General features: G+C 65.2%; 29 protein-coding genes and 2 tRNA genes. 14 read left to right on the top strand and 17 right to left on the bottom strand.

Annotated elements, in window-relative coordinates; all coding sequences use genetic code 11:
* Positions 1 to 2: 2 nt before the first annotated feature.
* The 9 genes from B5G20_RS02770 to B5G20_RS02730 form a co-directional block, all read right to left on the bottom strand.
* Positions 3 to 359 carry a hypothetical protein gene (locus tag B5G20_RS02770; protein ID WP_087354836.1) on the bottom strand — a complete coding sequence of 119 codons (357 nt, stop codon included), beginning with the start codon at positions 357 to 359 and terminating at the stop codon, positions 3 to 5.
* An 8-nt stretch (positions 360 to 367) separates the two neighbouring features.
* The gene (gene ssb / locus B5G20_RS02765; RefSeq protein WP_087354834.1) at positions 368 to 763 is read right to left on the bottom strand and encodes a single-stranded DNA-binding protein; all 396 of its coding nucleotides are present in this window, start codon (positions 761 to 763) and stop codon (positions 368 to 370) included.
* Positions 753 to 1,436: an ERF family protein gene (locus tag B5G20_RS02760; protein WP_087354832.1), complete on the bottom strand. Its 684-nt coding sequence runs from the start codon at positions 1,434 to 1,436 to the stop codon at positions 753 to 755. The genes ssb and B5G20_RS02760 overlap by 11 nt, the downstream gene beginning before the upstream one ends.
* On the bottom strand, positions 1,437 to 1,919 hold the full coding sequence (locus B5G20_RS02755; protein ID WP_087354830.1) for a hypothetical protein: 483 nt from the start codon (positions 1,917 to 1,919) through the stop codon (positions 1,437 to 1,439).
* Positions 1,919 to 2,410 (bottom strand): RusA family crossover junction endodeoxyribonuclease, encoded by a 492-nt coding sequence (locus tag B5G20_RS02750; RefSeq protein WP_087354828.1) that lies wholly within the window; start codon positions 2,408 to 2,410, stop codon positions 1,919 to 1,921. Before B5G20_RS02750 ends, B5G20_RS02755 begins: the two co-directional genes overlap by 1 nt.
* A complete protein-coding gene (locus tag B5G20_RS02745) occupies positions 2,407 to 2,733 on the bottom strand; it encodes a hypothetical protein (RefSeq protein WP_087354825.1) in 327 nt (108 codons plus the stop codon). The genes B5G20_RS02750 and B5G20_RS02745 overlap by 4 nt, the downstream gene beginning before the upstream one ends.
* Positions 2,734 to 2,738: 5 nt before the next feature.
* Entirely contained in the window at positions 2,739 to 3,020 is a 282-nt protein-coding gene (locus tag B5G20_RS02740) for a hypothetical protein (RefSeq protein ID WP_087354824.1), read from the bottom strand.
* Positions 3,021 to 3,064: 44 nt separating this feature from the next.
* Positions 3,065 to 3,427: a hypothetical protein gene (locus tag B5G20_RS02735; protein ID WP_087354822.1), complete on the bottom strand. Its 363-nt coding sequence runs from the start codon at positions 3,425 to 3,427 to the stop codon at positions 3,065 to 3,067.
* Positions 3,428 to 3,521: 94 nt separating this feature from the next.
* A complete protein-coding gene (locus tag B5G20_RS02730; protein ID WP_087354820.1) occupies positions 3,522 to 3,737 on the bottom strand; it encodes a helix-turn-helix transcriptional regulator in 216 nt (71 codons plus the stop codon).
* A gap of 113 nt (positions 3,738 to 3,850) precedes the next feature.
* Here B5G20_RS02730 and B5G20_RS02725 point away from each other — a divergent pair, with 113 nt between their 5' ends.
* A complete protein-coding gene (locus B5G20_RS02725; protein WP_087354818.1) occupies positions 3,851 to 4,066 on the top strand; it encodes a helix-turn-helix transcriptional regulator in 216 nt (71 codons plus the stop codon).
* Positions 4,067 to 4,188: 122 nt separating this feature from the next.
* Complete coding sequence (locus tag B5G20_RS02720) at positions 4,189 to 4,797, top strand: FxLYD domain-containing protein (RefSeq protein WP_087354816.1); 609 nt, start codon at positions 4,189 to 4,191, stop codon at positions 4,795 to 4,797.
* A gap of 76 nt (positions 4,798 to 4,873) precedes the next feature.
* Here B5G20_RS02720 and B5G20_RS10530 read toward each other — a convergent pair whose 3' ends face one another.
* The 7 genes from B5G20_RS10530 to B5G20_RS02680 all read right to left on the bottom strand — a co-directional run bounded on the left by B5G20_RS10530 (position 4,874) and on the right by B5G20_RS02680 (position 10,698).
* Positions 4,874 to 5,524 (bottom strand): hypothetical protein, encoded by a 651-nt coding sequence (locus tag B5G20_RS10530; protein WP_239286841.1) that lies wholly within the window; start codon positions 5,522 to 5,524, stop codon positions 4,874 to 4,876.
* A 750-nt stretch (positions 5,525 to 6,274) separates the two neighbouring features.
* Positions 6,275 to 6,351, bottom strand: a tRNA-Glu gene (locus B5G20_RS02705).
* Positions 6,352 to 6,442: 91 nt separating this feature from the next.
* The gene (locus B5G20_RS02700; protein WP_087354812.1) at positions 6,443 to 7,276 is read right to left on the bottom strand and encodes a hypothetical protein; all 834 of its coding nucleotides are present in this window, start codon (positions 7,274 to 7,276) and stop codon (positions 6,443 to 6,445) included.
* The gene (locus B5G20_RS02695) at positions 7,269 to 7,727 is read right to left on the bottom strand and encodes a peptidylprolyl isomerase (RefSeq protein WP_087354811.1); all 459 of its coding nucleotides are present in this window, start codon (positions 7,725 to 7,727) and stop codon (positions 7,269 to 7,271) included. Before B5G20_RS02695 ends, B5G20_RS02700 begins: the two co-directional genes overlap by 8 nt.
* Positions 7,728 to 7,903: 176 nt before the next feature.
* A complete protein-coding gene (locus B5G20_RS02690) occupies positions 7,904 to 9,022 on the bottom strand; it encodes a hypothetical protein (RefSeq protein ID WP_087354809.1) in 1,119 nt (372 codons plus the stop codon).
* Complete coding sequence (locus B5G20_RS02685) at positions 9,022 to 10,104, bottom strand: hypothetical protein (RefSeq protein ID WP_087354807.1); 1,083 nt, start codon at positions 10,102 to 10,104, stop codon at positions 9,022 to 9,024. The genes B5G20_RS02690 and B5G20_RS02685 overlap by 1 nt, the downstream gene beginning before the upstream one ends.
* Positions 10,105 to 10,281: 177 nt before the next feature.
* The gene (locus tag B5G20_RS02680; RefSeq protein WP_239286840.1) at positions 10,282 to 10,698 is read right to left on the bottom strand and encodes a NusG domain II-containing protein; all 417 of its coding nucleotides are present in this window, start codon (positions 10,696 to 10,698) and stop codon (positions 10,282 to 10,284) included.
* A 469-nt stretch (positions 10,699 to 11,167) separates the two neighbouring features.
* Here B5G20_RS02680 and B5G20_RS10285 point away from each other — a divergent pair, with 469 nt between their 5' ends.
* From B5G20_RS10285 to B5G20_RS02655, 5 genes are all read left to right on the top strand, one after another.
* The gene (locus tag B5G20_RS10285) at positions 11,168 to 12,025 is read left to right on the top strand and encodes an HAD family hydrolase (protein ID WP_158094371.1); all 858 of its coding nucleotides are present in this window, start codon (positions 11,168 to 11,170) and stop codon (positions 12,023 to 12,025) included.
* A 310-nt stretch (positions 12,026 to 12,335) separates the two neighbouring features.
* Positions 12,336 to 13,403: an N-acetyl-gamma-glutamyl-phosphate reductase gene (argC, locus tag B5G20_RS02670; protein ID WP_087354800.1), complete on the top strand. Its 1,068-nt coding sequence runs from the start codon at positions 12,336 to 12,338 to the stop codon at positions 13,401 to 13,403.
* A 105-nt stretch (positions 13,404 to 13,508) separates the two neighbouring features.
* Positions 13,509 to 14,789: a bifunctional glutamate N-acetyltransferase/amino-acid acetyltransferase ArgJ gene (argJ, locus tag B5G20_RS02665; RefSeq protein WP_087354798.1), complete on the top strand. Its 1,281-nt coding sequence runs from the start codon at positions 13,509 to 13,511 to the stop codon at positions 14,787 to 14,789.
* A 108-nt stretch (positions 14,790 to 14,897) separates the two neighbouring features.
* On the top strand, positions 14,898 to 15,935 hold the full coding sequence (argB, locus tag B5G20_RS02660; RefSeq protein ID WP_239286839.1) for an acetylglutamate kinase: 1,038 nt from the start codon (positions 14,898 to 14,900) through the stop codon (positions 15,933 to 15,935).
* A 283-nt stretch (positions 15,936 to 16,218) separates the two neighbouring features.
* A complete protein-coding gene (locus tag B5G20_RS02655; RefSeq protein WP_087354796.1) occupies positions 16,219 to 17,502 on the top strand; it encodes an aminotransferase class III-fold pyridoxal phosphate-dependent enzyme in 1,284 nt (427 codons plus the stop codon).
* Between the two features lie 963 nt (positions 17,503 to 18,465).
* On the opposite strand, the gene B5G20_RS02645 is transcribed toward B5G20_RS02655, so the two are convergent.
* A tRNA-Thr gene (locus tag B5G20_RS02645) sits at positions 18,466 to 18,541 on the bottom strand.
* A 708-nt stretch (positions 18,542 to 19,249) separates the two neighbouring features.
* Between B5G20_RS02645 and B5G20_RS02640 the strand changes: the two genes are divergently transcribed.
* The 7 genes from B5G20_RS02640 to B5G20_RS02610 all read left to right on the top strand — a co-directional run bounded on the left by B5G20_RS02640 (position 19,250) and on the right by B5G20_RS02610 (position 25,593).
* The gene (locus tag B5G20_RS02640; RefSeq protein WP_087354792.1) at positions 19,250 to 21,058 is read left to right on the top strand and encodes a beta-galactosidase family protein; all 1,809 of its coding nucleotides are present in this window, start codon (positions 19,250 to 19,252) and stop codon (positions 21,056 to 21,058) included.
* Between the two features lies 1 nt (position 21,059).
* Positions 21,060 to 21,524, top strand: coding sequence for a PTS sugar transporter subunit IIB (locus tag B5G20_RS02635; protein ID WP_087354790.1), 465 nt, complete (start codon positions 21,060 to 21,062; stop codon positions 21,522 to 21,524).
* A 120-nt stretch (positions 21,525 to 21,644) separates the two neighbouring features.
* Positions 21,645 to 22,532: a PTS sugar transporter subunit IIC gene (locus B5G20_RS02630; RefSeq protein ID WP_087354788.1), complete on the top strand. Its 888-nt coding sequence runs from the start codon at positions 21,645 to 21,647 to the stop codon at positions 22,530 to 22,532.
* The gene (locus B5G20_RS02625) at positions 22,513 to 23,343 is read left to right on the top strand and encodes a PTS system mannose/fructose/sorbose family transporter subunit IID (protein ID WP_087354786.1); all 831 of its coding nucleotides are present in this window, start codon (positions 22,513 to 22,515) and stop codon (positions 23,341 to 23,343) included. Before B5G20_RS02630 ends, B5G20_RS02625 begins: the two co-directional genes overlap by 20 nt.
* Positions 23,344 to 23,532: 189 nt before the next feature.
* Entirely contained in the window at positions 23,533 to 24,156 is a 624-nt protein-coding gene (locus B5G20_RS02620; RefSeq protein WP_087354784.1) for a hypothetical protein, read from the top strand.
* Positions 24,157 to 24,351: 195 nt separating this feature from the next.
* The gene (locus B5G20_RS02615) at positions 24,352 to 24,786 is read left to right on the top strand and encodes a PTS sugar transporter subunit IIA (RefSeq protein WP_087354782.1); all 435 of its coding nucleotides are present in this window, start codon (positions 24,352 to 24,354) and stop codon (positions 24,784 to 24,786) included.
* 75 nt (positions 24,787 to 24,861) lie between these two features.
* Positions 24,862 to 25,593, top strand: coding sequence for a GntR family transcriptional regulator (locus tag B5G20_RS02610; protein ID WP_087354780.1), 732 nt, complete (start codon positions 24,862 to 24,864; stop codon positions 25,591 to 25,593).
* Positions 25,594 to 25,620: the final 27 nt, after the last annotated feature.

Here is a 25,620-nt window from a genome sequence, read left to right as displayed (position 1 = left end):
CGCTACTCCTCGTGCTTCCAGACGTAGGCGCCCTTTACGCACGAGACGGTCACGGTTCCGCCGCTTCCGATCAGCGCGCACAGCACGTCGCAGCTGAGGCTCTCAACGCCAGGGTGCTCCACGAGGTAGCACATGGCGATGCGCGACAGCCTCTTCTGGCTGTAGGACGGCTCGAGCTCCGAGCCCTTGCGCGCGCGCTTCGCCGTCACGAAGACAAGGGTGGTCGAGTCGGCGTCGACGCAGACGATGTCCGCCCTTCCCTCCGGGCACTCGTAGCCGGCCGCGCTTGCCTGGGGGTGTCCGGCGTCGCGCAGATACGCCTGCGCGGCAAGCCCCCCGATTGAGTAGGTCTTCTCCATGCTTCCTCCTAGAAGGGAATGTCCTCGTCGTAGACGTCGGCGGGCGGCTGCTCGTCCGAGCCCTGGCCCTGCCGCTTGCCGGTCATGAACTCGATCTCGTCCACGACCACCTCGAGCTTGCTGCGCCTCTGGCCGTCCTTGGTCTCCCAGGAGCTGTAGCGGAGCTTGCCGTCGACGGCCACCTTGCTCCCCTTGGAGACGTACTTGGCCACCGCCTCGGCGCGGTTGCCGAAGATGATGCAGTCAACGAAGTTGGGCCGGTCCTCCCACACCCCGGTCTGCTGGTTCCTCATGCGGTCGTTCACGGCGAGGCCGAAGGAGAGCACCTGCTTCCCGCCCTTGGTCATGCGGAGCTCGGGGTCTCGGGTCAGGTTGCCCGATAGGTTCACGCGGTTAATCGACATTCGGGGTCTCCTTCCCCTCGTACTCCTCGACCGTCTTCGCGAGCTGCTTGCCGTAGTCGATCAGCTGCTCGTCGGTGAGCTTGTCGGGAGAGTCCACGTTGTAGTGGGCGGTCAGGTAGGCGTTGAGCCCGTCCTCGGAGAGGCCTCGCTCCATGAGGGTCGCCTTGTACTTCGCGACCTTGGCGAGCATGCGGGTTCGGCGGTCGGGAACCTGCTGCTCCTTCTTCGGCTGCGCCGCCTTGGAGGCGGGTTTGGGAGCGGCCTTCGCCGGTCCGGTGTCGCCGTCGGTGTCGTCCTCCCCGGCGAGGCCGAATGCGGTGAGCAGCGAGTAGCGGCGCGCGTAGGTCTCGCGCTTGCCGAACTCCTGCGGGTCGCTGTCATACTCGTAGGGCTTCGTGTCGAGAACCATCTGGGTTCCCTTGTAGAAGACCACCGTCTGCACCCGCATGGTCCCGTCATCGAGCTTGCCCGACGGCTGCGACAGGAAGATTCCACGCTCGTTGAGCGGCGCCTTCACGATGTCCAAAACGGCGTCGAGCGTGGCGTACTTGTACTTCTGGTAGCCCTTTTGGCCCTCGCGGGACTTCTTCGGGTTGGGCATCTCCTTCTGTGCCTCAGACAGAAGCTCCATCAGCTCAGCGGCAAGGCCCTCGTAGGTCTGCGTCTCATCCATCTACTCCACCTCCCCTTCAAGCAGGGCCACGGCGTCCACGGATGCGAGGCGCGGGCCGAAGGCGCGCATGACGTCCTCGGGCTTGCAGCCGCGTACCGCCGCCGTCTTGGCCGCCTTGGGGCTCCAACCGGCCCACTCGACCACCTCGCCGGTGGGCTTGTAGACGACCTGGCCACCGATGAGGTCGAACTGGGTCTCCCAGCCCTTCGCCGGTGCCTCCTGAACGAGGCCGACCTGCCGCAGGAAGTCGAGGGCAGCGGGCATCTGCTCGGCGTAGATGAACGGCGCGGGCTTGGAGTAGCTGATGCCGACCTCGCCGACCTTCTCGCCGCCCACCAGAATCGCCTTGCGGTCGGTGCCGTTCTCGGCGTAGGCGCCCATGATCTCCGCGCGTGCCTCGTCCTTGGCGTCCTTCAGCGCGGGGGTGACACGCTTGTCGATTGCAACGAGCAGGGCAAGCTGCTCATCCTTGGTGATGTTCATTACTCGCTCCTTTCGGTGAGCATGTGGGCCTCGTTGGCCTCCTTCTCGTATCTCTCGCTGTAGTACTCGACGCGCACCCTCACGAGGCACTCGTCGCTGTATGGGGTTCTTGGGTCGAAGGTCACACCGAGCTGCGTGATCTGGCAGTCATCGCGGTACGCGAGCCCGTTGAGGCTGTCGCAGATGACCTTGGCCAAGTTGTCCGCATCCGGCTTCATGAGGTCGGGACGCCCCGACCAGTACTTCGGGTTGCTCTTGGCCAAGGGGCGCTGAACCTCGATGAAGACGCGCACCTCGGTGGCGAAGTCCTTCCAGCGGTCGCCCGCTGCGGCCTCCCACTGGCGCTTGATGGACTTCTCGGCGTGCCGGGTCTTGTCCGGCGTGTAGGTGCGGAAGCGCTTCGTGTCGAACTTCGGTCGCTGCTTGGTGGGAACCTCCGGGAAGCACATGACGCACTCGGCCACGCCCACGCGCTTGGTCTTCCAGCTCATTTGAGCACCGCCGTCGTATAGCAGTCGGCGTCGCTGCGCGCCACCCTCATGCGGATGGACGGGTCTTGCTCCATGGCGATGCGCGCGAGGTACGGCGCGAGGTAGTTGGGCAGCTCGATGCCGAACGTTATGCGCATGCCGTAGATGCAGCGGTTCGGGCTGGCCTTGCCGTCGTGCGGCTTGGCGCACTCTCGGCGAGCGTTGGCCTTGTACCAGCCGAACTCCTCGGGGTGGGCGTCCACCCAGGCACGTGCGTCCGCCATGCGCTGCTCGCCCTTGCCGTCGAGGCCGGGGAGAGCCATCTGGTCGCTGGTCGGCTTCATGCTCCTCACATGACCATCCCCTGAGCGGTCGCGACTGCCGCGTCCATCGTTGGGATGACCCAGAGCCAGAGGACGGCGCCGAGCACCAGAGCGGTGGCGGCGAAGCCGACCAAGACGCCGAGCCTGAAGGCGCGCATCTGGTTTTCCCGCTGGATTTCGGCGGGGATGCGCATCACGTGCGCTGGCATGCGCGTCTGGCGTGTTACGCTGTTCGCGGCCCTTCGGCCGTTCCGGGCGCTCGTGCTGTGGTAGGTGGGGGTGCCCGGATATTTCTTTTGCTTGGTCACGTTCTCTCCTTTCTTACGTTTCCGCAGGTACTCGTGAGTACGCATTACTTACGCATGTTTTTGAGCTTTTTCTTGGCCCTGTGCTTCGCGCTGTAGAGCCTCTGTCGCTCGCGGTTGACCCTCTCCTCCCGTCTCACCTCCTCCTGAAGCTCCCGTACCTCTTCGGCGATCCGCTCGTTGCGAAGCTCGCGGGTGCATGCGACGCACCAGCCCGTCTTGGGCGATAGAGGCGTGTGCACGCGCATCCCGCACTTCGGGCACTGCCAAGACCTCCGGAGTGAGAGTCCGAAGCGGCGTGCCTGCGACTCGACCGAGCGAACCGAGCGTCCTAGCACATCGGCTATTGCCGCCGCCCCGTCGCCCGCGTGCTCCTCGAGGTACTTGATTTCTCGGGTAGTCCACTTCACCTGACCGGCTCACCTTCCTCGAGCCATTGCAGGTAGAGCGCTGTGAGGAAGTCGCGCATGTACTCGATGCGCTCGTTGATTTCCATGGCGAGCCCTAGCAAACCTGCTGGATAACCGCGAGGCGATAAAACTCGTCAAGCGACATGCCGAGGATGCGCGACATGTTGAAAGCCTCGGAAAGGCTGAACTCGTTTGATCCGCGCATTTTGTTAAACAACGACGAGCGGCTCATCCCGAGCTTGTCGGCAAACGCGCCCATTGTCATTTGGTTGGCCTCGACATACTGGCCTACCTTCTCTTGCAGGGTCATCTCTCTCCCCTCTCTCGCGTACAAAACTTTGTACGCCTGTTAGTATTGTACAAAGTTTTGCACCGTGCAATACTTTGTACGTGTAAATAATTGGACTCTAAGAGAGGCGTGAGATGGAGTACCGGGACGTGCTTGCGCACTACCTTGAGCAGAAGGGGATGACGCCTGCTGAGCTTGCGCACGCCATTGGCTCGCCGCGATCGACTATCAATGCACTTTTGAAGGGAAGGGCGAAGGAGCCAACGCTGGGGAAGGCGAAGGCTATAGCAGATGCCCTAGGTGTTTCGCTTGAGGAGATGGCACGGATGACATGCGAGGAGGATCAATGAGCCTTACGAGAAGAGAGTTCGTTTTCGTAACAGGAACTGCCCTTTTGGGCCTTTCCGGTTGCACCGGCAAAACGCAAGAAATGGGCTCGAATCAGGTGAATGAGCCAGCAACCACAGATGCCGTGTCTGAGGCTGAGCCGATTGATCTTGAGGTCGTTGAGTCTGGCTTTTACTTCGACTCGTACGGAAGCGCGCACTTTGCAGCGATCGTGAGCAACCCGAACTCATCGTGGGCAGCGGAGAACATACACGTGACCGTTGCAGCTCGCGACTCAGATGGCAACGTTGTCGATACGCTTGACGACTACATCACCCTGATGTTCCCGGACGGTCAGACCGCCATTTGCGGCGACATGGGCGCACCGGATAGCACCGCGAGCCTGGACGTAACCGCTTCGGTTGGTTCGAGCGGTTGGACGAAGCAGGACATAACCCAGAAGGATTTCTACGACCAGCTTCCCATCGAGAACATCACCGAGAGCGTTGACGAGTGGGGAGAGACCACCGTTGCTGGTGAGATCGCCAACAACACAGAGGGAACCTTCTCGGGCACCCGCGTGCAGGTGGTGTTCCGCAACGCCGACGGCGGAATCGTGGGAGGCACGTACACGTACGTCAACGGCGAGCTTGCCCCCGGCTCAACGGCCCCGTTCTCTACGATTTCTCAGGAGGTTCCCGAGCATGCGAGCGTTGAGGCCTACGTTGACTGCGGCTGGCCTATGACCGAATAAAAGAGCCCCGGTGCGTCCGCCAAGACACATCACCGGGGCAGCAAACCCCTCCTAGAAAGGAGGCGAGCACATTATGTCACAGAAGACCGCCGTTCTCTACGCGCGGTTCTCGTGCTCCAAGCAGCGCGAGGAGTCTATCGAGGGCCAGCTCAGGGTGTGCCGCGACTGGTGCGCCCGCGAGGGCTACGCCATAGTGGCGGAGTACTGCGACTACGCCATATCCGGGCGCACGGATGACCGCCCGCAGTTCCAGAAGATGATCGCCAACGCCGGCGAGTCCGACATCGTCCTCGTCTACATGATGGACAGGTTCAGCCGCGATCCGTTCGATGCCCCCATATACAAGCGCGAGCTTCAGGCCCACGGGGTGAAGCTGGTTTCCGCCCTTGAGGCCATACCCGATTCCCCCGAGGGCATCATCTACGAGAAGCTTCTTGAGGGCCTTGCCGCGTGCGAGTCCCGCAAGACCTCGATACGCTCGCGCCGTGGCATGGAGGGCAACGCGCTTCAGTGCAAGACCAACGGCGTGCGGTGCTTCGGGTACCGGACGGGCGATGACGGGCGCTATGAGATCGTGCCGGAGGAGGCGGAGATAGTCCGCGAGGTGTTCCGCCGCAGGACGCACGGCGAGTCCGTCAACTCGATAGCGATGGACTTGCGGCAGCGCGGCGTCGTGTCGAGGGCCGGCAACCCCATAAAGGACACGTTCGTAAACAACATGCTCCACAACGACAAGTACCGGGGCATCTACTCGTGGGGCGGGATAACCCAGAAGGACGGCATGCCGAGGATAATCAGCGAGGAGGTCTTCATGAAGGCTCAGAGGGTGAAGGGCAAGAAGCAGCGCCAGAACGAGCAGTGGGGGGACTTCGCGCTCTCCGGGCGCGTGATCTGCTCGGCGTGCGGGCGCAACATGCGCGGGGTCTCCGGTCGCGGCTCCTCGAAGCGGAAGTACGAGTACTACGCCTGCGGCAGCTGCAAGGAGGTCAAGCCCGTCCGCCGCGACTGGCTTGAGGGGCAGATCGTGAAGGCATTGAGGGAGCTGCTGTCGCAGCCGGAGGAGGCGCGCAGAATCGCCGAGATGTGCGTTGACGGCGGTGAGCCTAAGGAGATAGCCGAGGGGCGCAAACGGGCCGCAGCGGCGCTGAGAGCCGCCCAGACGGGCCTTTCCAACATCCTCAAGGCGGTGGAGCAGGGCATCGTGGTTCCCGGAACCAAGGAGAGGGCCGAGGAGCTTGAGGCGCAGAAGGATCGCGCCGAGCGCGAGCTGGCCATGTACGACCGAAAGCGCATAGACCCGGAGAACTTCGCGCGGTTCCTTCAGTTCGGGGCCACGCTCACCGACGAGCTTCTTCTTGACGCCTTCGTGTATCAGGTGATGGTGTCGGACGATGCCGTTGTGGTGACGATGAACTTCGACGCAGAAAGCAACGAACCCGCAAGACTTGAGGTCTCACGGGTTCGTACTTTTTTCAAATGGTGCCCCCAGCGGGATTCGAACCCGCGATATCCACCTTGAAAGGGTGGCGTCCTGGGCCGCTAGACGATGGGGACAGACTTGCTCAGTATAACAGACACATCGCTCTTGGCATAGTGCGCGAGAGGGGGTCTGCGATTATCCGCTGGCACTCGCACGGCCGGCACCTCAGTCCTCACCCTGCTCCTCGTCAAACCGCGCCGCCGAATAGCGCGCAAAGCGCTTCTCGGCGGGCGTCATGCGCTGGCGCGGCGAGAGGATGGTGTGCGTGCGGCAGTAGTCGGCGCACAGGTCGCAGCCGGCGCACGCCTCCGTATCGATGACACAGACGGGCGGCACAAACGAGAGTGCCGGGCACCCGGTGATCTGCGTGCAGCGCATGCAGCCCACGCAGGCTATTTCGTTGATCTCGGCCGGCTCAAAGGTCTCGCTCATCAGCTGGACGCACGGCGAGGCAAAGATGAGTGCGTGCACGCCGGGCTGCTCGAGCGCAGAGAAGACAGCTGCTCCGCTCGCGGCGGTATCGAACGGGTCGAGGATGCGCGCGTCGCCACAGCCGAGCTCCCGCGCGCGGTCCGCAAGGCGGTTGAGACCCTCACCAGCGGCCCAGGCACGGCTCGACGCCAGCACGCAGAGGAGCACGCATTCGCCCTCGGCGCTCAGATGCCCAAGGTCGGGTGCCTGCGCCGCCACGACGCGCGCCTGCTCCGCAGAGAGGCCCTCCGCACCGGCCATAAGCTCGCGGTCGGTTACAAAGTGAGCGCACACGCGTGCCGGCACTTGCTCGTCCCCGCTGGGGACCTGCTGCCGATAGCGCGGCAGCAGCGCGGCATCGCCACCGGGGCAGGTGAGGGCGGCAGGGTGCATCTGCCCCACCACCGGGCAGCCGCCGTTGCCGCAGAACACGCGCCCGCGGCCACGCCCCACGGCATCCTTTACCACCACAAACGCCGCGCGATGTGGGCAACCGGGGCACGCGACCCCCTGCTCGGGCTTACGCATCGGCCTCATCCTCCTCAACGGGCTCGCGCGAGACGAGCTCCAGGTCAAACGTGAGCGTGCACCCCGCCATGGGATGGTTGAAGTCAAAGACCGTCTCGCCGTCGTCCTGCACGCGCAGCACGCGGGCGAGCCGCTGGTAGCCGTCGCTGTTCATGAGGTAGATGAGCTGACCCACCACGAGGTCGTCGTAGTTGGGAATCTCCACGGTGGGCATGCTGCAGATGAGGTCGGCACGGCGCTCGCCGTACGCTTGGGCGGGCGCGAGCGTTACGGTCTTCTTCTCTCCGGGCTGCATGCCGGCAACGGCCGCCTCAAACCCGGGAACGACCTCGTGCGCACCCTCCACATAGGTGAGGGGCTCGCGGCCCTCGGTGGTGTCAAAAACCCCGCCGTCGTCAAAGCGGCCGGTGTAATGGACGGTGACTTTGTTCTTGAGGGAGAAGTTGGGCATCTTGCTCCTTGTACGTGCGGAATGGTCGCCGATTACTATACCGCAGGCGTGGGCCCGGGCGCGCGGGGCGTTGGGTGGGCCCGGGCGCGCGGGGCGTTGGGTGGGCGCGGGGAGCGCGGGTCCCTTGGGCGCGCGCCGTGGGATGCGGGCACGGCAGATGGGCGCCGAACGGCTCCCTAGAACCCGTTGCGCGCCGCAAAGCCCTCGGAGCTGTCAAAGATGCCGTTCACGCCCTCGGCCCACCCCACAAAGTCGGGCGTATCGGCGATGATTCCGTCGGCTTCCCAGACCGCCTGGTGGGTGAGGTCCCACGCCTCGCGCGGGGCGGGCCGCACGGGTAGGTAGGGGTCGAGGTAGGTGGGGTTGAGCAAGAAGAACGCGCCGCCCTCGCACCGCGCGGCAAAGTCGCGCAGCGACCGCTGGGCGGGCTTGCGCTTGCCGAGCTTGTAGAGCAGAAGCGTCCGGCCAAGGAGATACCACGGCGAGTCGTCCACCGCGAGCGGCGCGCCGACGGGCAGGTCTGCGCTGATTTCGGCCCCGGCGGCAGCGACCGCGTCGCTACCAGTGCCGTCCTCCGTATGGCTCTCGCTCTCAAGCTCGTGCGCAAACGAGAAGAACCCCTCTTCGTCTTCGAGGCGCGCGAGCGCCAGAAAGACCGTGCCCTCGGCATGGTTGGGGTAGCCCACGGCGGCGCGCACCATGCGCGCGTACGAGATGGCGGGGCGGTAGCGAGCACTGGCAAGGCAGAGGTTCGCGAGCGCCTCGAGCACGTGCAGCCAGCCCACAACCTCGGGCTCGCGCACGGTGCGCTCCGCAGCGCTCAGGCCGCGCGCTGAGAGCTCGTCTGCGCGCCAATAGTGAGGAGCCTCGAGGTCAAAGCCCGTAACGCCAGAGGTAAGATGCGCCCGAACCTCGCTTTCGAGCTTAAGGAGGTCGCCGAGGGCCGCATCGATGGGCACGTCTGCAAGAAGGATCGTCATAAGCCGCGCGTCCACGCAGAGCTGGTCTTCGTGGGCGATGCGCCCAAAGGTGCCGCGCGCCTCGCCAAAGAGCTGGGCACGGCGGCGCTCAAACTCTTCGTCCGAAAGATCGTCAAAGCTCGCAAGCGCCGCCATGAGCTGCTCATGCGCACGCGTGTAGGCAAGGAGTGCCTGCGCATGGTCGGTCTGGGCGTACTTCTCGGGCCGGGTGCGCACGTCGCTGTGCACGAGCTCGCGCGCGGCAGGCGTGAGCTCGGCGTGCTCGCTCAGATAGCGCGCCTCCAGATAGGCGCAGAGGTAGGCGCGCGGCTCCATTAGAGCTCCCCTCCCAGCGGCCGGCGGCGCTCGGTGCCGGCGGACGGCGCAGCGCGCCGCTCGAGCCCGTTGGTCACGAGCGGGTTAGTGGCGATCCACGATGCCAGGCAGGCGCTCTCGGGCGAGCCGATGCCCTCTTGCAGCAGCGGCGTGGCCTCGCTGAGCGCAAGGATCAGCTCGTCATCGCTCTGCGGCAGCACGTGCACGCGGGCAAAGACCCCCTCAGGAAACTCCGCCTGGTAGTAGAGCGGCTCGGCCGCACGGGGATAGGCGCGCATGAGGGAGCGGAGCGCTCTGGTGGCGCCGGTAAAGTCGAGTTCGTGGTATGCCGCGGCAAGCTCGGCGAGGAGCGTCCAGGCGTCAGGCGTCTTCTCGGTCGTGTGATGCCGGCGGCGGAAGGGGATGGGCGGCAGGTAAGCCGTGGCGTGGGCGCGGCGCCAGCGGGCGAGCTCCTCGCGCGGGGTCTCGAGCTTGGCGAGGGCGAGCATGCCGGTATGTCGCACGTCGCCCGGGTCGTCGGGGGCGGCGGCAAGGCAGTCCTCGACAGCCTGGAGCGCTAGGCGGTACTTGCCGGCGATGAGTGCGTGCGAGGCGAGCGCGGCGAGCCAGCGCAGGTAGGGGAGCCGGCCGAGCCCGATGGCATACTCGCGGCTGTAGGGGTCGTGCGCGTCGGCGGCGAGCGCCTCTGTGGCCAACTCGACCTCTGCGCGGTGGTCTACCAGATAGGTTACATACTCGTCGTTGGAGGCCGCCCCGAGCGCGGCGAGCATGCGCCGCGCGTCCCAGTTGCCCGGGTCAAGATCGAGGGCCTCCTGGAGCTGGTGCTCAGCCTGGGAGGTCAGGCGCTCGGCCTCGGCGTCGTCGCCGATAAAGGGAATGCGGTAGTCGATGGCCTCGGTGGCAAGCGCCACGAGGTGGAAGGAGCGGTCGCGGTCGTGCACGATGAGGCTCGCCGGGTCGCGCCGATACGCCTCTGCGCACTGCTCGGCAAAAACAGCGTCCTCAAGCGGGTAGATATGCTCGCGGCGCATGGCCTCGAGCGTGAGGCGCAGGCAGTCTTCTTGGATGGGGTCGAACGCCATGGCGCCTCCCTTCGCCTTGTTCTGCGGCCGGGTCTAGATTGGCTCCCGGCCATGGTCGAATGGGATAGAGTACCACATCAGTGTACCCGCTGGGTGAAGGCGGTGTGGCGGCGCGGGGACGCGAGGGAGGGTGGGGTGTGGAGGACGGTCGGCTGGTTTGTCCGTCCCGCCCCGTCGCTATACAAGCTCTGCGGCGTCTTCCTCGTCGGCCACGACCTCAACCACCAGGCCATGGGGAAGGCAGACGATCTGCTCGCCGGGCTGGCTGATGGGGTCGTGCTCAACGCAGATCTGGTTGGAGCAGTCCGCCTCGGCAACCTCCGCTACGCCGTCGTGAATGCGTACCGTGTTGTAGCCGTGCTCGGCCGAGGCGTCCCCCGCAGCCTCGACGGTATAGGTAACGTCGGAGTTCAGCGGGTCTGCCCGATAGAAGCCGTTGCGCGACTGGGCGACAACAATAAGGCCCGCGTCGTCCGCCGATCCGTCGGCACCCCAAAACCCCAGGCCCTGCCCGCCAAACCACACCGCCGCGACAAGGCAGGCAACGAGCGCGAGTACGATGAGCACGCAGTCTCCAGTCTTGAGTTTGGGCACGGTTCCTCCTTTGGGGCGTCGGCCGCGCGGTCACGGGGCGGCACATCGGGCACGGGGTGTAGGGGCGCGGTTGGACGGTGGTGCGCGCCTTGGCTGGAACGCTGCCAAGCTCTGGCACGAGTGCGGCCAGCTTAGCAGTGCGGCTGTGCGGCCATCGCCGGAGCGCGAGCTACCTGTTAACCGGTGTATACTGAGCCAGCATTGTCGCATGTCTCGGGCACAAAAGCGAACATCGGGCAAGCGGCTCCACGCTATGAGCGGGCACTCCGGTCGCGTGCGGTCGTCTCTACGTTGGCGCAATGTCCCACGACGCCCCGTGGGCGCATCGAACACGCATCCTGACTGCCCTCGCGGCTTGCCCCGCCAGCAGCCGCAATTCGCACCCGTCCCCGTGCGACACGCCCCAAGCGGGATGGTCGGCGCTGGAGTACACTGTCCCCCGGAAAAGACGATGCGCGAAAGGGGACCGATGGAGGCAACGGCAGCAACTGATGCGGCAACGACCTGCGCCGTGGCGTTCTTTGATGTGGACGGCACGCTCGTGTGGCGCGACTTTAAGCAGATGGAGAAGCAAAAGACGGCCGACGTCAACAGCGCGGAGCAGATCAAGCCCACGCCTGCGGTCTACGACGCCTTCCGCCGGATGCGCGAGCGCGGCAACCTCACCTTTATCTGCACGGGCCGCTCTCTGCCGTTTGTGATGCCCTCACTCTGGGAGCTCGAGCCCACGGGCGTTGTGGGCGCAGCGGGTGCCTACGTGCAGGTGGGGGATACCGTCGTGCGCGACGAGCATTTGAGCCCGGAGCTTGTGCTCGAGGTCGCGGAGCGCTTTGTGCGCGCCGGCGTCGACCTCACCTTTGAGAGCAACGTGCGTAACGTCGAGTTGCGGCCCTCGGGCGCTGAGCTCCACAACGGGCGCTCGGTCCTTGCGCGGACGGTCGCCGACGTGGAGCCTTACGTGGAGCCGTGCCGCTTCCAGAAGTTCTGCGTGTACGGCACCGCGTTTTTGGAGGACGCGGCGCTCCGCGCGTTTGTTGAGGAGCACTTTACCATCTGCGACCTGCAGGGCGGGGTGTACGAGTGCTCGCTCAAGGGGGTCGACAAGGGGACGGGTATCGAGGCGGCGCTGCGCTTTCTCAACCACGGCCGCGAGCGCACCTTCGCCTTTGGCGATTCGGAAAACGACCTCTCCATGGCACCCGCGGTGGAGACCTTTGTGGCCATGGGCAACGCCCTTCCGCAGGTCAAGGAGGTTGCCGACTACGTGACGCTCTCCGCCGCGGACGACGGCGTGCCCGCGGGCCTCGCGCACTTTGGCCTGATCTAGCGGCACGCTTGCCTGCAGGGACGCGCTGAGCGCCCGGCGATAGACCCAAGCTGTGGGTCCATCACCGGGCGTTTGTGTATGGTGGGCGGCGGCTCACAGCGTGTCGGCCGGGCTATTGGCCGTTTCGCAGCCCGCGTCCTCGTCGCTCCCGCCCCCAACTGTTGCGACTTCGTGTCGTGTTGCGCAATGGGCATCCTGCGGTGGCATACCGCATCATATCGTGCTATTCTTCCAGAGAACTACATAGCAGGGCCATAATATGCAGAATATTGCAAATAATGGCAAATAATATGCAAAGGAGTTGAGCGCGATGGCATATCGGGCGGGTGTGGTGGGCGCAGCCGGCTACGCGGGGGTGGAGCTTGTCCGCCTGCTGCTGGCTCACCCGGACTTTGAGCTGACGGTCATCACGTCCAACGCCGATGCGGGCACCCCGCTCGCATCGACCTATCCGGCCTTTACCGGGGCGAGCGACCTGGTCTTCTCGGGCCACGATGCGCCGGAGCTCGCAGGCTGCGACGTGGTCTTTCTGGCGGTGCCGCACACGGCGGCGCTCGCCCAGGTGCCCTCGCTTCTTGCCGCGGGGGTTACGGTCGTCGACCTCTCGGCCGATTACCGCCTCTCCGACCCGGCGGTCTACGAGACATGGTACGGCGTGCCCCACACCTCCCCGGAGCTCCTTGCCGAGCGCGCCTTCGGCCTCCCCGAGCTCTTCGCCGACGAGCTTGCCGCCCTTGCCACGCGCCATGCGGCGGGCGACGCCGTGCTCGTGGCCTGCGCGGGGTGCTACCCCACGGCAACCTCGCTCGCTGCGGCGCCGGCGGTTCGCGCAGGGCTCGTGGCCCCCGGTGCGCCCGTTGTGGTGGACGCGATCTCGGGCGTAACGGGCGCAGGCAAGACCCCGAGCGCCCGCACGCACTTCTGCCATGCCGAGGAGAACGTCGAGGCGTACAACGTCTGCCGCCACCGGCACACGCCCGAGATCGAGCAGATTCTCGATCTGCCGGGGCGCGTGGTCTTTACGCCGCACCTGGCGCCGCTCAAGCGCGGCCTACTCTCTACGGTGACGCTTCCCCTGGGGCCCGCCGCCGCAGACCTCACCGCCGAGGAGCTCGTGGAGCGCTACCGCGCCTTCTATGCCGGCCGTCCCTTTGTGCACGTGCTCGACGCGGGCGCGTGCCCGCAGACGGCCTCGGTTGCGGGGAGCAACGTCTGCCAGGTGGGGCTTGCGCTCGATGCGCGCACCGGCGTGCTCGTAGCCATGGGCGCTATCGATAACCTCTGCAAGGGCGCGGCCGGTCAGGCCGTTCAGTGCGCCAACATCGTCTTTGGCCTGTCCGAAGCGGCGGGTCTCCCCGTCATGGCGCTTCCGGTGTAGCGCACGGGCGCGACGTTGCGGCGTTGCGGCGGCGACGGGTCTGCGCGCCCCGCGAGAGGGGTACCATCTACGGCACGGTCAACCACGTTTAGGGAACGGGAACGCATGGATATCGATGATTTCGACACGCGTCTGAGGGGCATCCCCAACGGCGGCGTCACAAGTGCGCGGGGCTTTACCGCGGCGGGCGTGCACGCGGGCTTTCGCAAGAACCCCGAGCGGCTCGACTTTGCCCTCGTTGCGGCCGACCGGCCGGTTGCCGCCGCGGGCGTCTTTACCAAGAATCGTTTTTGCGCAGCGCCCGTCACGGTGAGCCGCGCGCAGCTCGGCGGCGTTGGTTACGGGCGCGTGCGGGCCATCGCCGTCAACTCGGGCAACGCTAACGCGGCCACGGGCGAGGAGGGCATCGCCACGGCCCGCGAGACCTGCGAGATCGTCTCGCAGGTGATGGGCTGCGAGCCCGGCGAGGTGCTCGTGGCCTCCACCGGCGTGATTGGCCAGCTGCTCGACATCGCCCCCTTTGAGCGGGGCGTGCCCATGGCGGCCGAGGCGCTCTCTCGCAAGGGCGGGGCGGACGCCGCGCGCGCCATCATGACCACCGACACGCATCCCAAGGAGTACGCCGTCACCTACGAGACGGCCGACGAGGCCTACGCGGGCGCGACCTTTACCGTGGGCGGCATGTGCAAGGGCTCGGGCATGATCATGCCCAACATGGCCACCATGATTGCCTGTCTCACCACCGACGCTCCCGTCTCGCCCGAGGTGCTGCACGAGCTTCTGGTGGGCGCCGTCAACCGGACCTTCAACAAGGTGACGGTCGACTCCGACACCTCCACCAACGACACGTGCCTCATGCTCGCCTCCGGCTCCGCCGTGGCGGCCGAGCCCGACTGCGAGGTTCCCGGCATCACCCCGGGGACGCTCGCCTACGAGGAGCTCGAGCGCGCGATCGGTGTGGTGTGCGAGACGCTCGCGCGCGCCATCGCGGCCGACGGCGAGGGTGCCTCGCGCCTCGTGACGGTGCATGTTGACGGTGCGGCCAACGATGCGGAGGCCGACCTTGCCGCCCGCGCCGTCGCCAACTCGCCGCTCGTAAAGACCGCTATCGCTGGGCACGACTGCAACTGGGGGCGCATCGCCATGGCGCTCGGCAAGTGCGGAGCCCGCTTTGACCAGGCCGATGTGGCGATCGATATCATGGGGCTTCCCGTGTGCCGTGGTGGCCTCACGGTGCCCTTTGACGAGGACGAGGCCCTCAAGCGCTTTGAGGCGCCCGAGATCATCATCGCGGCCGACCTCGGCGCAGGCGAGGGCGAGGCGACCGTGTGGACCTGCGACCTCACGCACGACTACGTCTCCATCAACGGCGACTACCGTACGTAGACCGCAGCGGGGTCGCCGCCCCTGCGGCGGCAGTCCCCGGTGGCGCCCTGCCGGTGCCGCTCCGAACCGCGGGCTCGCCCGCCCCGTTGTGATCACCAGGAGGTCAGCATGTTTCAAGAAGACGCCCTGCCGGGTAGTCCCTTCGTTCCCACGGGAGAGTTCTATATGAAGTACGCACGCGATCGGCGCTCGCCCATCTCCAACGAGCAGACGGCGCAGCTCCTCTTTGAGGCGCTGCCCTGGATCAAGAACCTCACGGGCAAGACCATCGTCATCAAGTACGGCGGCGCGGCCATGGTGGACGAACAGCTGCGGCGCGACGTGATGGCCGACATCCTCCTGCTCAAGATCATCGGCGTGAACATCGTGATCGTGCACGGTGGCGGTGCGGCCATCAACGAGGCTCTCAGTCACTACGACCTGCCAGTGGAGTTTAAGGGCGGCCAGCGCGTGACCACGCCCGAGGTGATGGAGATCGTGCGCGAGGTGCTCGTGGGCAAGGTCAACCAAGAGCTTGTGGCGGCGCTCAACCAGCACGGCAACGTGGCCGTGGGCGTGTCGGGCACCGACGCCGGCACGATCGTGGCCGAGCAGCTCGACCCGGAGCTCGGGCGCGTGGGAAAGATCTCGCGCGTTAACGCCGACTACCTCGAGAGCCTCATGCGTGGCGAGTACATCCCCGTGGTGGCCACGGTGGCTCAGGGGGAGGACGGCGGCTTCTATAACATCAACGCCGACGTGGCAGCGGGCGCCGTGGCCGCTGCCGTGCACGCGCACAAGGCGATCTTCCTCACCGACGTCGACGGCCTCTACGAGGACTTCTCTGACAAGACCTCGCTTATCTCCAACCTCACGCTCGAGGAGGCGGATGAGATGATTGAGCACGGCGACATCGCCAAGGGCATGATTCCCAAGCTGCAGTCGTGCGTGACCGCGCTCAAGGGCGGGGTCTTCCGCGCGCACATCATCAACGGTACGACTCCGCACGCGCTTCTGCTCGAGCTTCTGACCGACGCGGGCCTGGGCACGGTGATTCACTCCACCCGGGTTGCCTACGAGCTCGACCGCGAGCCGCACCCGCTCGGGACCTTTGCCTCGCGCCTTGCCGAGAACATCGACGGCGCGGGCGAGGAACCGGTGGCGTAGCGGCGGCGTGCGCTGGGCGCGGGGCAACGTGGCCCGTGCGGTACGAGCCGGACGGCCTGGGCGCGGGGCGGCCCGTTCCCAGTGGGCAGACCGCCGTTGCCGCAGATTGTCACCTACGAGGTTAAAAAACGGGCCCTAGGTGACAATCTGCGGCAGCGGCGTAAACGGGATAACGGCATTGCCGCATTTTTGTTACCTGAGGGCCTTCGCTGGCCACCGTAGGAGACAATCTGCGGCAATTGCGATAGCAGAGTAGCGGTATTGAACGAGAAAGGCGAACGACATGTCCTTTGAACAGGAGCGCGTATTGGAGGGCACCTACGTAATGCCCACCTACGGACGGATGCCCGTGGAGTTTGCGAGCGGCTCGGGGATGACCCTCGTCGATAGCGAGGGCCGCAGCTACCTCGACTTTCTAGGCGGCATCGGCGTGTGCGCGCTCGGCCACGCAAACCCGGTGCTGACACAGGCCATTTCCGAGCAGGCGCAGAAGCTCCTCACCGTCTCCAACTACTTCTATGCCGAGCATCGCGGCGAGGTGGCGGCACTCCTCTCCAAGCTCGCCAACGATGACCTTGCCGGCGCCCGGGCGATCGTGGACGCCGTGGACGCGGGCGACTCCGAGGCGCTCGCCGCTGCGACCGCCCCTGCGGAGGGCGAGCAGGTGTGGCAGACGTTCTTTGCCAACTCGGGCGCCGAGGCCAACGAGGGCGCCATGAAGCTCGCGCGCCTTTACGCTCAGCGCCAGGGCAACGGCGGCAACACGATTGTGTGCCTCAAGGGCGGTTTTCATGGGCGAACGCTCGAGACCATCGCGGCCACCATGCAGGATTGGCTGCAGGAGAGCTTCCGTCCGCTGCCGGGCGGCTTTGTGGCGTGCACGCCCAACGATGTAGACGAGCTGCGGGCCATCTTCGAGCGCCTGGGGAGCGAGATCTGCGCGGTGCTCTTTGAGCCCATCCAGGGCGAGAGCGGCGTGCATCCGCTCACGCCTGAGTTTGCCGAGGCGGCGGCCGAGCTCGTGCACGGTGTGGGCGGCGTGCTCATCTCGGACGAGGTGCAGGCCGGTATCTTCCGCAGTGGCAAGCCGTTCGCGGTGCAGCTGCTCGGTGTGACGCCCGACATCATGAGCCTCGCCAAGGGCATCGCCGGCGGTATGACCATGGGTGCCTTTACCGCGCGGTCCGAGATCGCGTCTGCGTTCCGTCCGGGCGACCATGGCTCCACCTTTGGCGGCAGCAGCCTCGAGGTGGCGGCAGCATGGGCGACTCTCTCGGAGCTCGTCCGTGGCGACTATGCCTCGCATGCCGCCGAGGTGGGGGAGTACTTGGCCGAGCGTCTTGCCGAGGTGCCGCACGTAACGGAGGTGCGCGGGGCGGGCCTGATGCGCGGCGCCGACCTCGACGAGGCCGCGGGCGATGCACACGATGTGGTGTCGCGCCTGCTTGAGGAGGGCATCGTCGCCAACGCAACCGGTGCGCACACGTTGCGCTTCCTTCCGCCGCTCATCTGCAAGCGAGCGGATGTTGACGCACTCGCGGCGGCGCTCACCTGCGTGCTGGGGTAGGCGCTGGTCATAGCGTTTCGGGGCGCTTCGCCCTGCGTGATCCCTTGTGCCTGGTCCCCGCTACGTCCGACTCCTTCTATCTTGACCCCGTCATGCCTGTTGACCCCGTCATGTCTGATCTCTTCTGTCTCGTTCGTTCTATTAGAACGAATCGGACAGAATGGGCTCCGTTTTTGACCGATTCATTCTGCTAGAAGGAATCGGACGCAGCGATAGGCGGGTGCATGGCGCGGAGGGCGCGACGCGGACGCGCCGGGCCGGACGCACGGTTGGGTGGATGGGCCCGAAGGTGAAGAAGGCGAACAGCGGGGCATCGGGTTCGAAGGCGGGGAGGGCGCAGCGGCGCTGCCCCGGCGCGGCCTGAGGCCGTAGGCGCCCGCCGCGGCTGTCCGGGGCGCGAGAGCCTAAAAATGGGTTAGAGCGAAAACGCCCCCAGCTGACCCGTTCAGAGCTCTCGTGGAGGTGAGAAGCCGGCCCTTCCCCGGGGCGTCGTGTGGATCCCCGGGCGCGCGTCGGCCGTTTGCCTGCGTGCCGCCGGCCGCGTCTCGATCAAGTGCGCCCCGGCCGACCGCGCCGTGCAAAAGGCCCGTCAGTGAACCCGGCGATGAACCCGCAAATGAACCCGTGAGGGGAGCGCAGGTAGGGGGCGTGCGTTTTCGCGCGCAACGCGCCCGCTCGCGGGGAAACCGCCCTGTAGCGCATCTGCGGGTTCATTGCCGCGAGAAACGCACGGAGCGCCTTGGCAAAAGGCCCAGCCGTGAACCCGCGAATGCACCCTTCGGCGCACTGCGCCGTACGGTGCCGCGCGTGGCTGTGCAGGGTCGCTTCGGCGCTTCCCGCCTCGCGCGCTGCGCTGGCAAAGACGCTCATGCGCTTTGCCTAGCTCCGCGACCTCATCGGTTCGAATCCATGAGAGGGGCTCATACCAAAAACGCCTCCTAGCTAGGAGGCGTCGAAAAATCATGGAGCCAGCAATCGGACTCGAACCGATGACCCCCGCTTTACGAGAGCGGTGCTCTACCAACTGAGCTATGCTGGCGTCCTTATGGATGGCGCGAGAGCCGCACCAACGAGTGACTATATTACGTGGAAATGCCGCGCGGCGCAAGATGCCCACAAGAAAATGCTCGACGTATGTTGCTGCGGCGCTATCGGTCCCCGGCGCAAAGCGCGGCATGGCGTCCATCGCGTTATGCAGCGGAGTGGGGTAAAACGCCCCCGCTCGGGTTCATCTGAACCGGATAGTTAGGTACCCGGCCATTACACCAGCGGCAAATCATGGGCCAAATCGGGCACGATTTGCCGCTCAGGTAATGGCCGGGTACCTAACTATCCGGCTGTGTGGGGGTCAGGTAGGGACGAGAGGGGTCCCGCGGCTGGCCACAGCCGCCCTGGCGGGTGCCCAGTGCCGTCCCGCAGTCGCGCGCACCTACCGCTCCGCGCCCATTTTGACCCCCTAGTGACGAATGCTGTTCACGCGTCAATACCAGTGGTCTAACAGTTGGGGTTGTTACTACCAGTTAAACACTTGGTAAACAGTCACCTCGACGGTGGTTCTCAAATCAGACACCACTTTACCTGCGGAATTGTTTGCTACCGCTCGCGGGGCAAATCATACCGTTCGGCGTTTGCTTCACAATTCTTCGATAACTATTCGGAAAGTGTGTATGATAGCAAGCATCGGGTCCAACCCCCTCGGCACCGCCGTGGGCGTCGACCCCAGGGGAAGGATCGAGCAAGGAGGAGCATGCACACGTTTGAGATCAGCGACCGGTTTCTGCTCGACGGAGCGCCGTTCACGATCCTGTCCGGCTCCATTCACTACTTCCGCGTTCACCCCACCGATTGGCACCATTCCCTCTACAACCTGAAGGCCCTCGGCTTCAATACGGTCGAGACCTATGTTCCCTGGAACTTGCACGAGCCTGAGCGCGGCAGCTTTGACTTTGCCGGTGCGCTCGACCTCGCGCGCTTCCTCGACGAGGCGGCCGAGCTCGGCCTCTGGGCGATCGTCCGCCCGAGCCCGTTCATCTGCGCCGAGTGGGAGTGGGGCGGTCTGCCCGCGTGGCTCCTGGCCGACCGCGACATGCGCCCGCGTTCGCGCGATCCGCGCTTCCTTGAGCGCGTCGCTGCCTACTACGACGAGCTCATGCCCATCCTCACCGAGCGCCAGATCACGCGCGGCGGCAACATCATCATGATGCAGGTCGAGAACGAGTACGGCTCATACGGCGAGGACAAGGAGTACCTCCGCGCCATCCGCGCGCTCATGACCGACCGCGGCGTCGATGTGCCGCTGTGCACCTCCGACGGTCCGTGGCGCGGGTGCCTCCGCGCGGGCACGCTCATCGACGACGATGTCTTTGTCACCGGCAACTTTGGCAGCCGCGCCGCCGAGAACTTCAAGAACCTCAAGGCCTTCCACGAGGAGCACGGTAAGAACTGGCCCCTCATGTGCATGGAGTTCTGGGACGGCTGGTTTAATCGCTGGGGCGAGAACGTCATCACCCGCGATGCCGACGACCTCGCCGCATGCGTCCGCGAGCTCCTCGAGCTCGGCGGCAGCATCAACCTCTACATGTTCCACGGCGGCACGAACTTTGGCTTTATGAACGGCTGCTCGGCCCGCCATACCCACGACCTGCACCAGGTCACGAGCTACGACTACGACGCCGTCCTCAACGAGGAGGGCAACCCCACCGAGAAGTGGTACCGCCTGCGCGACGTAGTGCGCGAGCTCTTCCCCGAAGCGGAGCAGGCCGAGCCGCTCATCAAGCAGGCCGTTACCGTGCCCGCCGACCGCATCCGCCTGACCGGCCGCGCGGGGCTCTTCGAGAACCTCGAGAACCTGAGCGCCCCTGTGCACGCGCTCTACCCCTGCTCCATGGAGGACCTTGGCCAGTCTTATGGCTACACCCTTTACCGCACGAGCATCGAGCGCGACGTGGCCGAGGGCACCGAGGAGCGCATTCGCGTCATCGACGGGCGCGACCGCGCGCAGGTCTTTGTTGAGGGCGAGCTCGTGGCCACGCAGTACCAGGAGCACATCGGCGAGGACATCCGCACGCCGCTGCCTGCGGCCGAGAGCCGCCTCGACATCCTCACCGAGAACATGGGCCGCGTGAACTACGGCCACAAGTTCTTGGCCGACACCCAGCGCAAGGGCATCCGCACCGGTGTGTGCGTCGACCTGCACTTTGCAACCGGGTGGGACATGTATCCCCTCCCGCTCGAGGACATCTCGGGCGTTGACTATACCGCCGGCTGGCGCGAGGGCACGCCCTCGTTCACCCGCTTCGAGTTCACGCTCGACGAGCCGGCAGATACCTTTATCGACACCACGGGCTTTGGCAAGGGTGTCGCGTTCGTCAACGGGGTTAACGTGGGGCGCTACTGGGAGATCGGTCCCATCATGACGCTCTACGTCCCGCATGGCCTCACGCGCGCCGGCGCAAACGAGCTCGTTCTGTTCGAAACCGAGGGCCGCACGGCGGACACCATCTCCCTGTGTGCCGAGCCCCTCATCCGTCACCTTGAGACCGAAGGAGTTGAGTGACATGATCGTTGGAGCACGAGTTGACTTCCGTCTGATTCATGGCCAGGTGGGCAACCTTTGGGCCAACGCCCGTCAGGTGAGCCGCTTTATGGTCGTTGACGACCAGATCGCCGAGGACGCCACCCAGAAGCAGGTCCTTCGCATGGCCACCCCCGCCACCTGCAAGCTCTCGGTTCTTCCCGTCGAGAAGGCCGCGGCCAACATCACCGCCGGCAAGTACGACGCGCAGCGCCTATTCATCGTGGTCAAGAAGCCCGAGACCTATGTCAAGCTGGCCAAGGCCGGCGTGAAGTTCGACCAGATCATTCTGGGCAACATCACCTCGATGGATATTGTCAAGAGCTACAGCCGTAACCTCAACTGCGGCCAGGATGACGTCGACGCCCTCACCGAGCTCAAGGAGATGGGCATCCCCATGGTCATCCAGCTCACCCCGCAGGATAACCCGGTCGACTTCTCCCTCTAGTCCCGCTGGGGGAGTGCATCCGACCACCCAAACTTGGTGCTGAGCCGTGAGGGGAGATGCACGGCTTGACATAACGTAGGGAATGTACGTTTACGTTCGAAGGAAAGAAGGAGGAAAACCATGATTGCTTGGTGGCAAATCATTTTGCTCACGGCATATGCAGGCTTCCAGATCATGGACGAGCTCGGCTGGTACTCCAGCGCGGGTTCCGCCGTGTTCTCCGGTTTCATCACCGGCCTCATCATGGGCGACATGGCAACGGGTCTCTTCATCGGTGGTAGCATGCAGCTCACCATCCTGGGTGTGGGCACCTTCGGTGGCGCGTCCCGTATCGACGCCAACTCCGGTACCCTGATCGCCACGGCGTTTGCCGTGAGCTCCGGCATGGACCCCGAGCAGGCGCTCGCCGCCCTCGGCGTGCCGGTGGCCGCCATCCTCGTCTACACCGACATCCTCGGTCGTATGGCCAACACCTTCTGGGGTCACGCCTGCGACGCCGATATCGAGAAGATGAACTGGAACGCCTACAACTTCCATTACTGGATGGGTGCCGTCTCCTGGTGCCTCTCCCGTATGGTCCCCGTGTTCCTGGCCCTCGCATTCGGCCAGCCGCTCGTCGAGGCCATCACCGCGGCCCTCAACGGCGACTTCGCGTGGCTGGGCAACGGCCTGACCCTCGCCGGCGCTATGCTTCCGGCCGTGGGCTTCGCCATCCTGCTCCGCTACCTGCCCGTTAAGAAGCACATCGCCTACCTGATCCTCGGCTTCGTGATCGCCGCCCTCCTTGGCACCGCCTTCACGAGCATCGTGACCATCGGTGGCGACGTGGCGACCATCGCCGGTGCCACGGAGACCACCATCACCGGTGGCAACTTCAAGAGCCTGTCCATGCTGACGGTCGCTCTCATCGGCTTCGCTCTGGCCTACATCTACTATCAGCAGCATCAGAACGCTCCCGTTGCGGCTGTCTCTGCTGGCGTGGAGGGAGATGACGACGATGAGCTCTAAGACCACCGGCTACAAGCTCACCAAGGCTGACTTCCAGCAGATTAACCGCCGTAACCTCGCTGGCTTCCAGGCTGGCTGGAACTACGAGCGCATGCAGCACTCCGGTTATCTGTGGATCATCCTGCCCCAGCTCCGTAAGATCTACGGGGATGGCACCGAGGCCCTGAAGACCGCCTGCCGCACCCAGTGCTCGCCGTTCTTCAACACCTCGAACTTCCTCAACACCATCATCACCGGTATCGACCTCGCCATCGAGGAGACCGACGGTCTCGACGGCATGGAGACGGTCGCCTCCCTCAAGACCGGCCTGATGGGCCCGCTCGCCTCCATCGGCGACTCGATCTTCGGCTCGCTGCTGCCGACGATTTTCGGCGCCCTCGCGGCCAACATGGCCATGCAGGGCAACCCGCTCGGCATCTTCATCTGGATCGCCGTTAACATCGTGGTCGACTGGTTCCGCTGCAAGCAGACCTACATCGCCTACGATCAGGGCATGAAGCTCGTCACCACGATGAGCGACCGGCTCAACTCCATCACCGACGCCGCCACCGTCATGGGCGTCTTCATGGTCGGCGCGCTGATCTCCACCAACGTGGGCGTCGTGCTCAACATCGTCCCCGACATCGGCGGCGTTACCGTCGACGTTCAGGACATCCTGAACACCATCTGCCCCAAGCTCGTGCCCGCGGCCCTCGTTGGCTTCGTGTACTGGCTCCTCGGCAAGAAGGGCATGACCTCGACCAAGGCGATTCTCATCATCCTGGTCATCGGCATCGTCCTCGGTGGCCTCGGCCTCGCCGTCAAGGGCTAAGGGTAAGGTCCCCCTCCGGGATGCCCGGGCACGCTCCGGGCATCCCCGTCGCTCGGCGACCGTACGGGCGGGCGCGCATCTCACGGTCGGAACGCTGCGGTTCCCTCCCATTCTCCCGAGGTGCGCGCCCGTTTTTCACATTCGGGCGCAGGCCCGAGCGAGCAGATACCATACGCGGAAAGGTTCATCGTGAGACCAGAGGTCGTAGCGTTCATCATCGTGGTCGTCGTGTACTTCGTGGGCAGCGAGGGCCTTAAGCGCTATTACGACGCCAAGATCCAGGCGTTCTACAACGCCGGTCTCTTTGACGAATGTCTCGATGAGCTCAATAAGTTTCTGCCGCGCATCCTACTCACCACGTTTAAACAGCACTACTACCGCTTCCTCGTGCACGATGCGCGCGGGGACCGCGAGCTGGCGGAGCGCATGATCGAGCTGCTCGTTCGTATGCGCAACTCCGCCAAGCGGCAGGCTCAGATTCTGCCCATCGCCTTTAACTACTTTGCCGAGAACGGCAACAAGAAGCGCGCCAAGGAGCTCTTGGCCGAGCTCAAGGAGACGAAGGGGGCCGACAAGGCGGTTATTGCCGATTGCCAGCTCACCTACGAGATCGTCTTTGGCAAGCGCTGCGACATGATCGACAAGATGGAAGCCATGCTGCCCCGTGCCAACCAGCAGCTCAAGGGGAAGCTCTACTACCTGCTGGCAAAGCAGTACGCCAACGCCGGCAACCGCGAGCGCGCCCGCCACTACCGCGCAGAGCTCAATGAGCTCAGGCGCCGCGAGCGCGAGGTGCAACCCAACGAGGCCTAAACGGCCCAGGCGCGGACCCGCCCCGGCGGTGCCGCGCATACGCGTGTCTGCGCAAGTTGCTCCCACGCCTTCCGTGCGATGCGGCGCGGTGCAACGGCGCGCGCCCAAGTTTGACTATTCCCGGGCACGCCCGCCCGTTCCATTTGGTCTTAACCCCAAGAAGGAGTGGGGTTTGCACAAAGGAGGTACCAACCCATGATCGGATTCATCCTGACTGGCCACGGCCACTTCTCCAACGGTCTCAAGAGCGCCATCGACATGGTTGCCGGCGAGCAGCCCGCCTTCGAGATCGTTCCCTTTGAGGGCGACAAGGCCGGCGAGTACGCCGACACGCTCCGCGCCGTGATCACCAAGATGGCGGGCGAGTGCGAAGGCGTGCTCGTGTTTGTGGACCTCCTCGGTGGTACCCCCTTCAACCAGTCGATGCTCGTCTCGGCCGATGTGGACAACATGGCCGTCGTGGCCGGCACCAACCTGCCCATGCTCGTCGAGCTCATCATGACCCGCAGCTTTGGCGACCCGACCCTGGGTGAGCTCGTGGAGAAGGCCGTCCAAGTGGGCAAGGACGGTGTCACCACCATGACGCTCGGCGCCGCTGCCGCTGACGACGACGAAGACGACGAGATGTAGCAAGCAGGGCGCTGTGGCGGGGAGCGTGCCGGCCAGACGCTCCCCGCGGCACGGCGCATGGCGGAAGAGGACTCCATGGCCATGCGGGCAAAGCGACAGCCGCTCTACGACCAGCTCGTAGACATCCTGTCACAGAAAATCGAATACGAGTACCGTCCGGGAGACCTCATGCCCTCCGAGCGCGAGCTTTCGGAGCGCTATGGGCTCTCGCGTACCACGGTGCGCCTTGCGCTCCAGGAGCTCGAGCGCCTGGGGCTCGTCGTGCGCCAGCACGGCCGCGGCACGTTCGTGGCCGACCGCTCCGCCCGCACCACCAACCTCCTCTCCTCCTACAGCTTTACCGAGCAGATGCGCGAGCTTGGGCGCACGCCCGAGACCACCATCCTGGAGTTTGCCGAGCAGGACGCCGATCCCAAGATCGCCGAGTGCATGCGTATGCGGCCTGGGGACCGGCTCTTTAAGCTCAAGCGCCTGCGCTCCGCCGACGGCATGCCCATGATGGTTGAGCGCTCGTACCTGCCGGTGCGCAAGTTCTTGTCGCTCCGCCGCCCGCTTCTCGAGCAGAAACCCCTCTACGACATCATCGAGCAGGACTTCCACGAGGAGATCCGCGTGGCGGAGGAGGAGTTCTACGCGAGCATCGCCCGGCCGGCAGATGCGCGGCTGCTCGGCATCGCCGAGAACGCGCCGGTGCTCGACTTGGTGCGCACCACCTACAACGTCAACAACGAGGTCGTTGAGTACACGCTCTCCGTGGCGCGCGGCGACCAGTTTAAGTACAAGGTCTATCACCATCGCGGGGAGTAGCCCGCAGCCGGCCTCCGGCATGGTGCA

The organism is Collinsella sp. An7 (assembly GCF_002159335.1).
Taxonomy (GTDB): domain Bacteria; phylum Actinomycetota; class Coriobacteriia; order Coriobacteriales; family Coriobacteriaceae; genus Coprousia.
This window is presented reverse-complemented; position numbering and strand designations above follow the sequence as displayed.

Excerpts from the sequence above, each read along its gene's own strand:
- B5G20_RS02770 (WP_087354836.1), bottom strand. The coding sequence starts at position 359 with ATGGAGAAGACCTACTCAATCGGGGGGCTTGCCGCGCAGGCGTATCTG.
- B5G20_RS02750 (WP_087354828.1), bottom strand. The coding sequence starts at position 2,410 with ATGAGCTGGAAGACCAAGCGCGTGGGCGTGGCCGAGTGCGTCATGTGC.
- B5G20_RS02755 (WP_087354830.1), bottom strand. The coding sequence starts at position 1,919 with ATGAACATCACCAAGGATGAGCAGCTTGCCCTGCTCGTTGCAATCGAC.
- B5G20_RS02655 (WP_087354796.1), top strand. The coding sequence starts at position 16,219 with ATGTCCTTTGAACAGGAGCGCGTATTGGAGGGCACCTACGTAATGCCC.
- B5G20_RS10285 (WP_158094371.1), top strand. The coding sequence starts at position 11,168 with ATGGAGGCAACGGCAGCAACTGATGCGGCAACGACCTGCGCCGTGGCG.
- B5G20_RS02685 (WP_087354807.1), bottom strand. The coding sequence starts at position 10,104 with ATGGCGTTCGACCCCATCCAAGAAGACTGCCTGCGCCTCACGCTCGAG.
- B5G20_RS02640 (WP_087354792.1), top strand. The coding sequence starts at position 19,250 with ATGCACACGTTTGAGATCAGCGACCGGTTTCTGCTCGACGGAGCGCCG.
- B5G20_RS02630 (WP_087354788.1), top strand. The coding sequence starts at position 21,645 with ATGATTGCTTGGTGGCAAATCATTTTGCTCACGGCATATGCAGGCTTC.
- B5G20_RS02725 (WP_087354818.1), top strand. The coding sequence starts at position 3,851 with ATGGAGTACCGGGACGTGCTTGCGCACTACCTTGAGCAGAAGGGGATG.
- B5G20_RS02690 (WP_087354809.1), bottom strand. The coding sequence starts at position 9,022 with ATGGAGCCGCGCGCCTACCTCTGCGCCTATCTGGAGGCGCGCTATCTG.
- B5G20_RS02760 (WP_087354832.1), bottom strand. The coding sequence starts at position 1,436 with ATGGATGAGACGCAGACCTACGAGGGCCTTGCCGCTGAGCTGATGGAG.
- ssb (WP_087354834.1), bottom strand. The coding sequence starts at position 763 with ATGTCGATTAACCGCGTGAACCTATCGGGCAACCTGACCCGAGACCCC.
- B5G20_RS02635 (WP_087354790.1), top strand. The coding sequence starts at position 21,060 with ATGATCGTTGGAGCACGAGTTGACTTCCGTCTGATTCATGGCCAGGTG.
- argC (WP_087354800.1), top strand. The coding sequence starts at position 12,336 with ATGGCATATCGGGCGGGTGTGGTGGGCGCAGCCGGCTACGCGGGGGTG.
- B5G20_RS02745 (WP_087354825.1), bottom strand. The coding sequence starts at position 2,733 with ATGAAGCCGACCAGCGACCAGATGGCTCTCCCCGGCCTCGACGGCAAG.
- B5G20_RS02625 (WP_087354786.1), top strand. The coding sequence starts at position 22,513 with ATGACGACGATGAGCTCTAAGACCACCGGCTACAAGCTCACCAAGGCT.
- argB (WP_239286839.1), top strand. The coding sequence starts at position 14,898 with ATGTTTCAAGAAGACGCCCTGCCGGGTAGTCCCTTCGTTCCCACGGGA.
- B5G20_RS02730 (WP_087354820.1), bottom strand. The coding sequence starts at position 3,737 with ATGACCCTGCAAGAGAAGGTAGGCCAGTATGTCGAGGCCAACCAAATG.
- B5G20_RS02615 (WP_087354782.1), top strand. The coding sequence starts at position 24,352 with ATGATCGGATTCATCCTGACTGGCCACGGCCACTTCTCCAACGGTCTC.
- B5G20_RS02695 (WP_087354811.1), bottom strand. The coding sequence starts at position 7,727 with ATGCCCAACTTCTCCCTCAAGAACAAAGTCACCGTCCATTACACCGGC.
- B5G20_RS02700 (WP_087354812.1), bottom strand. The coding sequence starts at position 7,276 with ATGCGTAAGCCCGAGCAGGGGGTCGCGTGCCCCGGTTGCCCACATCGC.
- B5G20_RS02610 (WP_087354780.1), top strand. The coding sequence starts at position 24,862 with ATGGCCATGCGGGCAAAGCGACAGCCGCTCTACGACCAGCTCGTAGAC.
- argJ (WP_087354798.1), top strand. The coding sequence starts at position 13,509 with ATGGATATCGATGATTTCGACACGCGTCTGAGGGGCATCCCCAACGGC.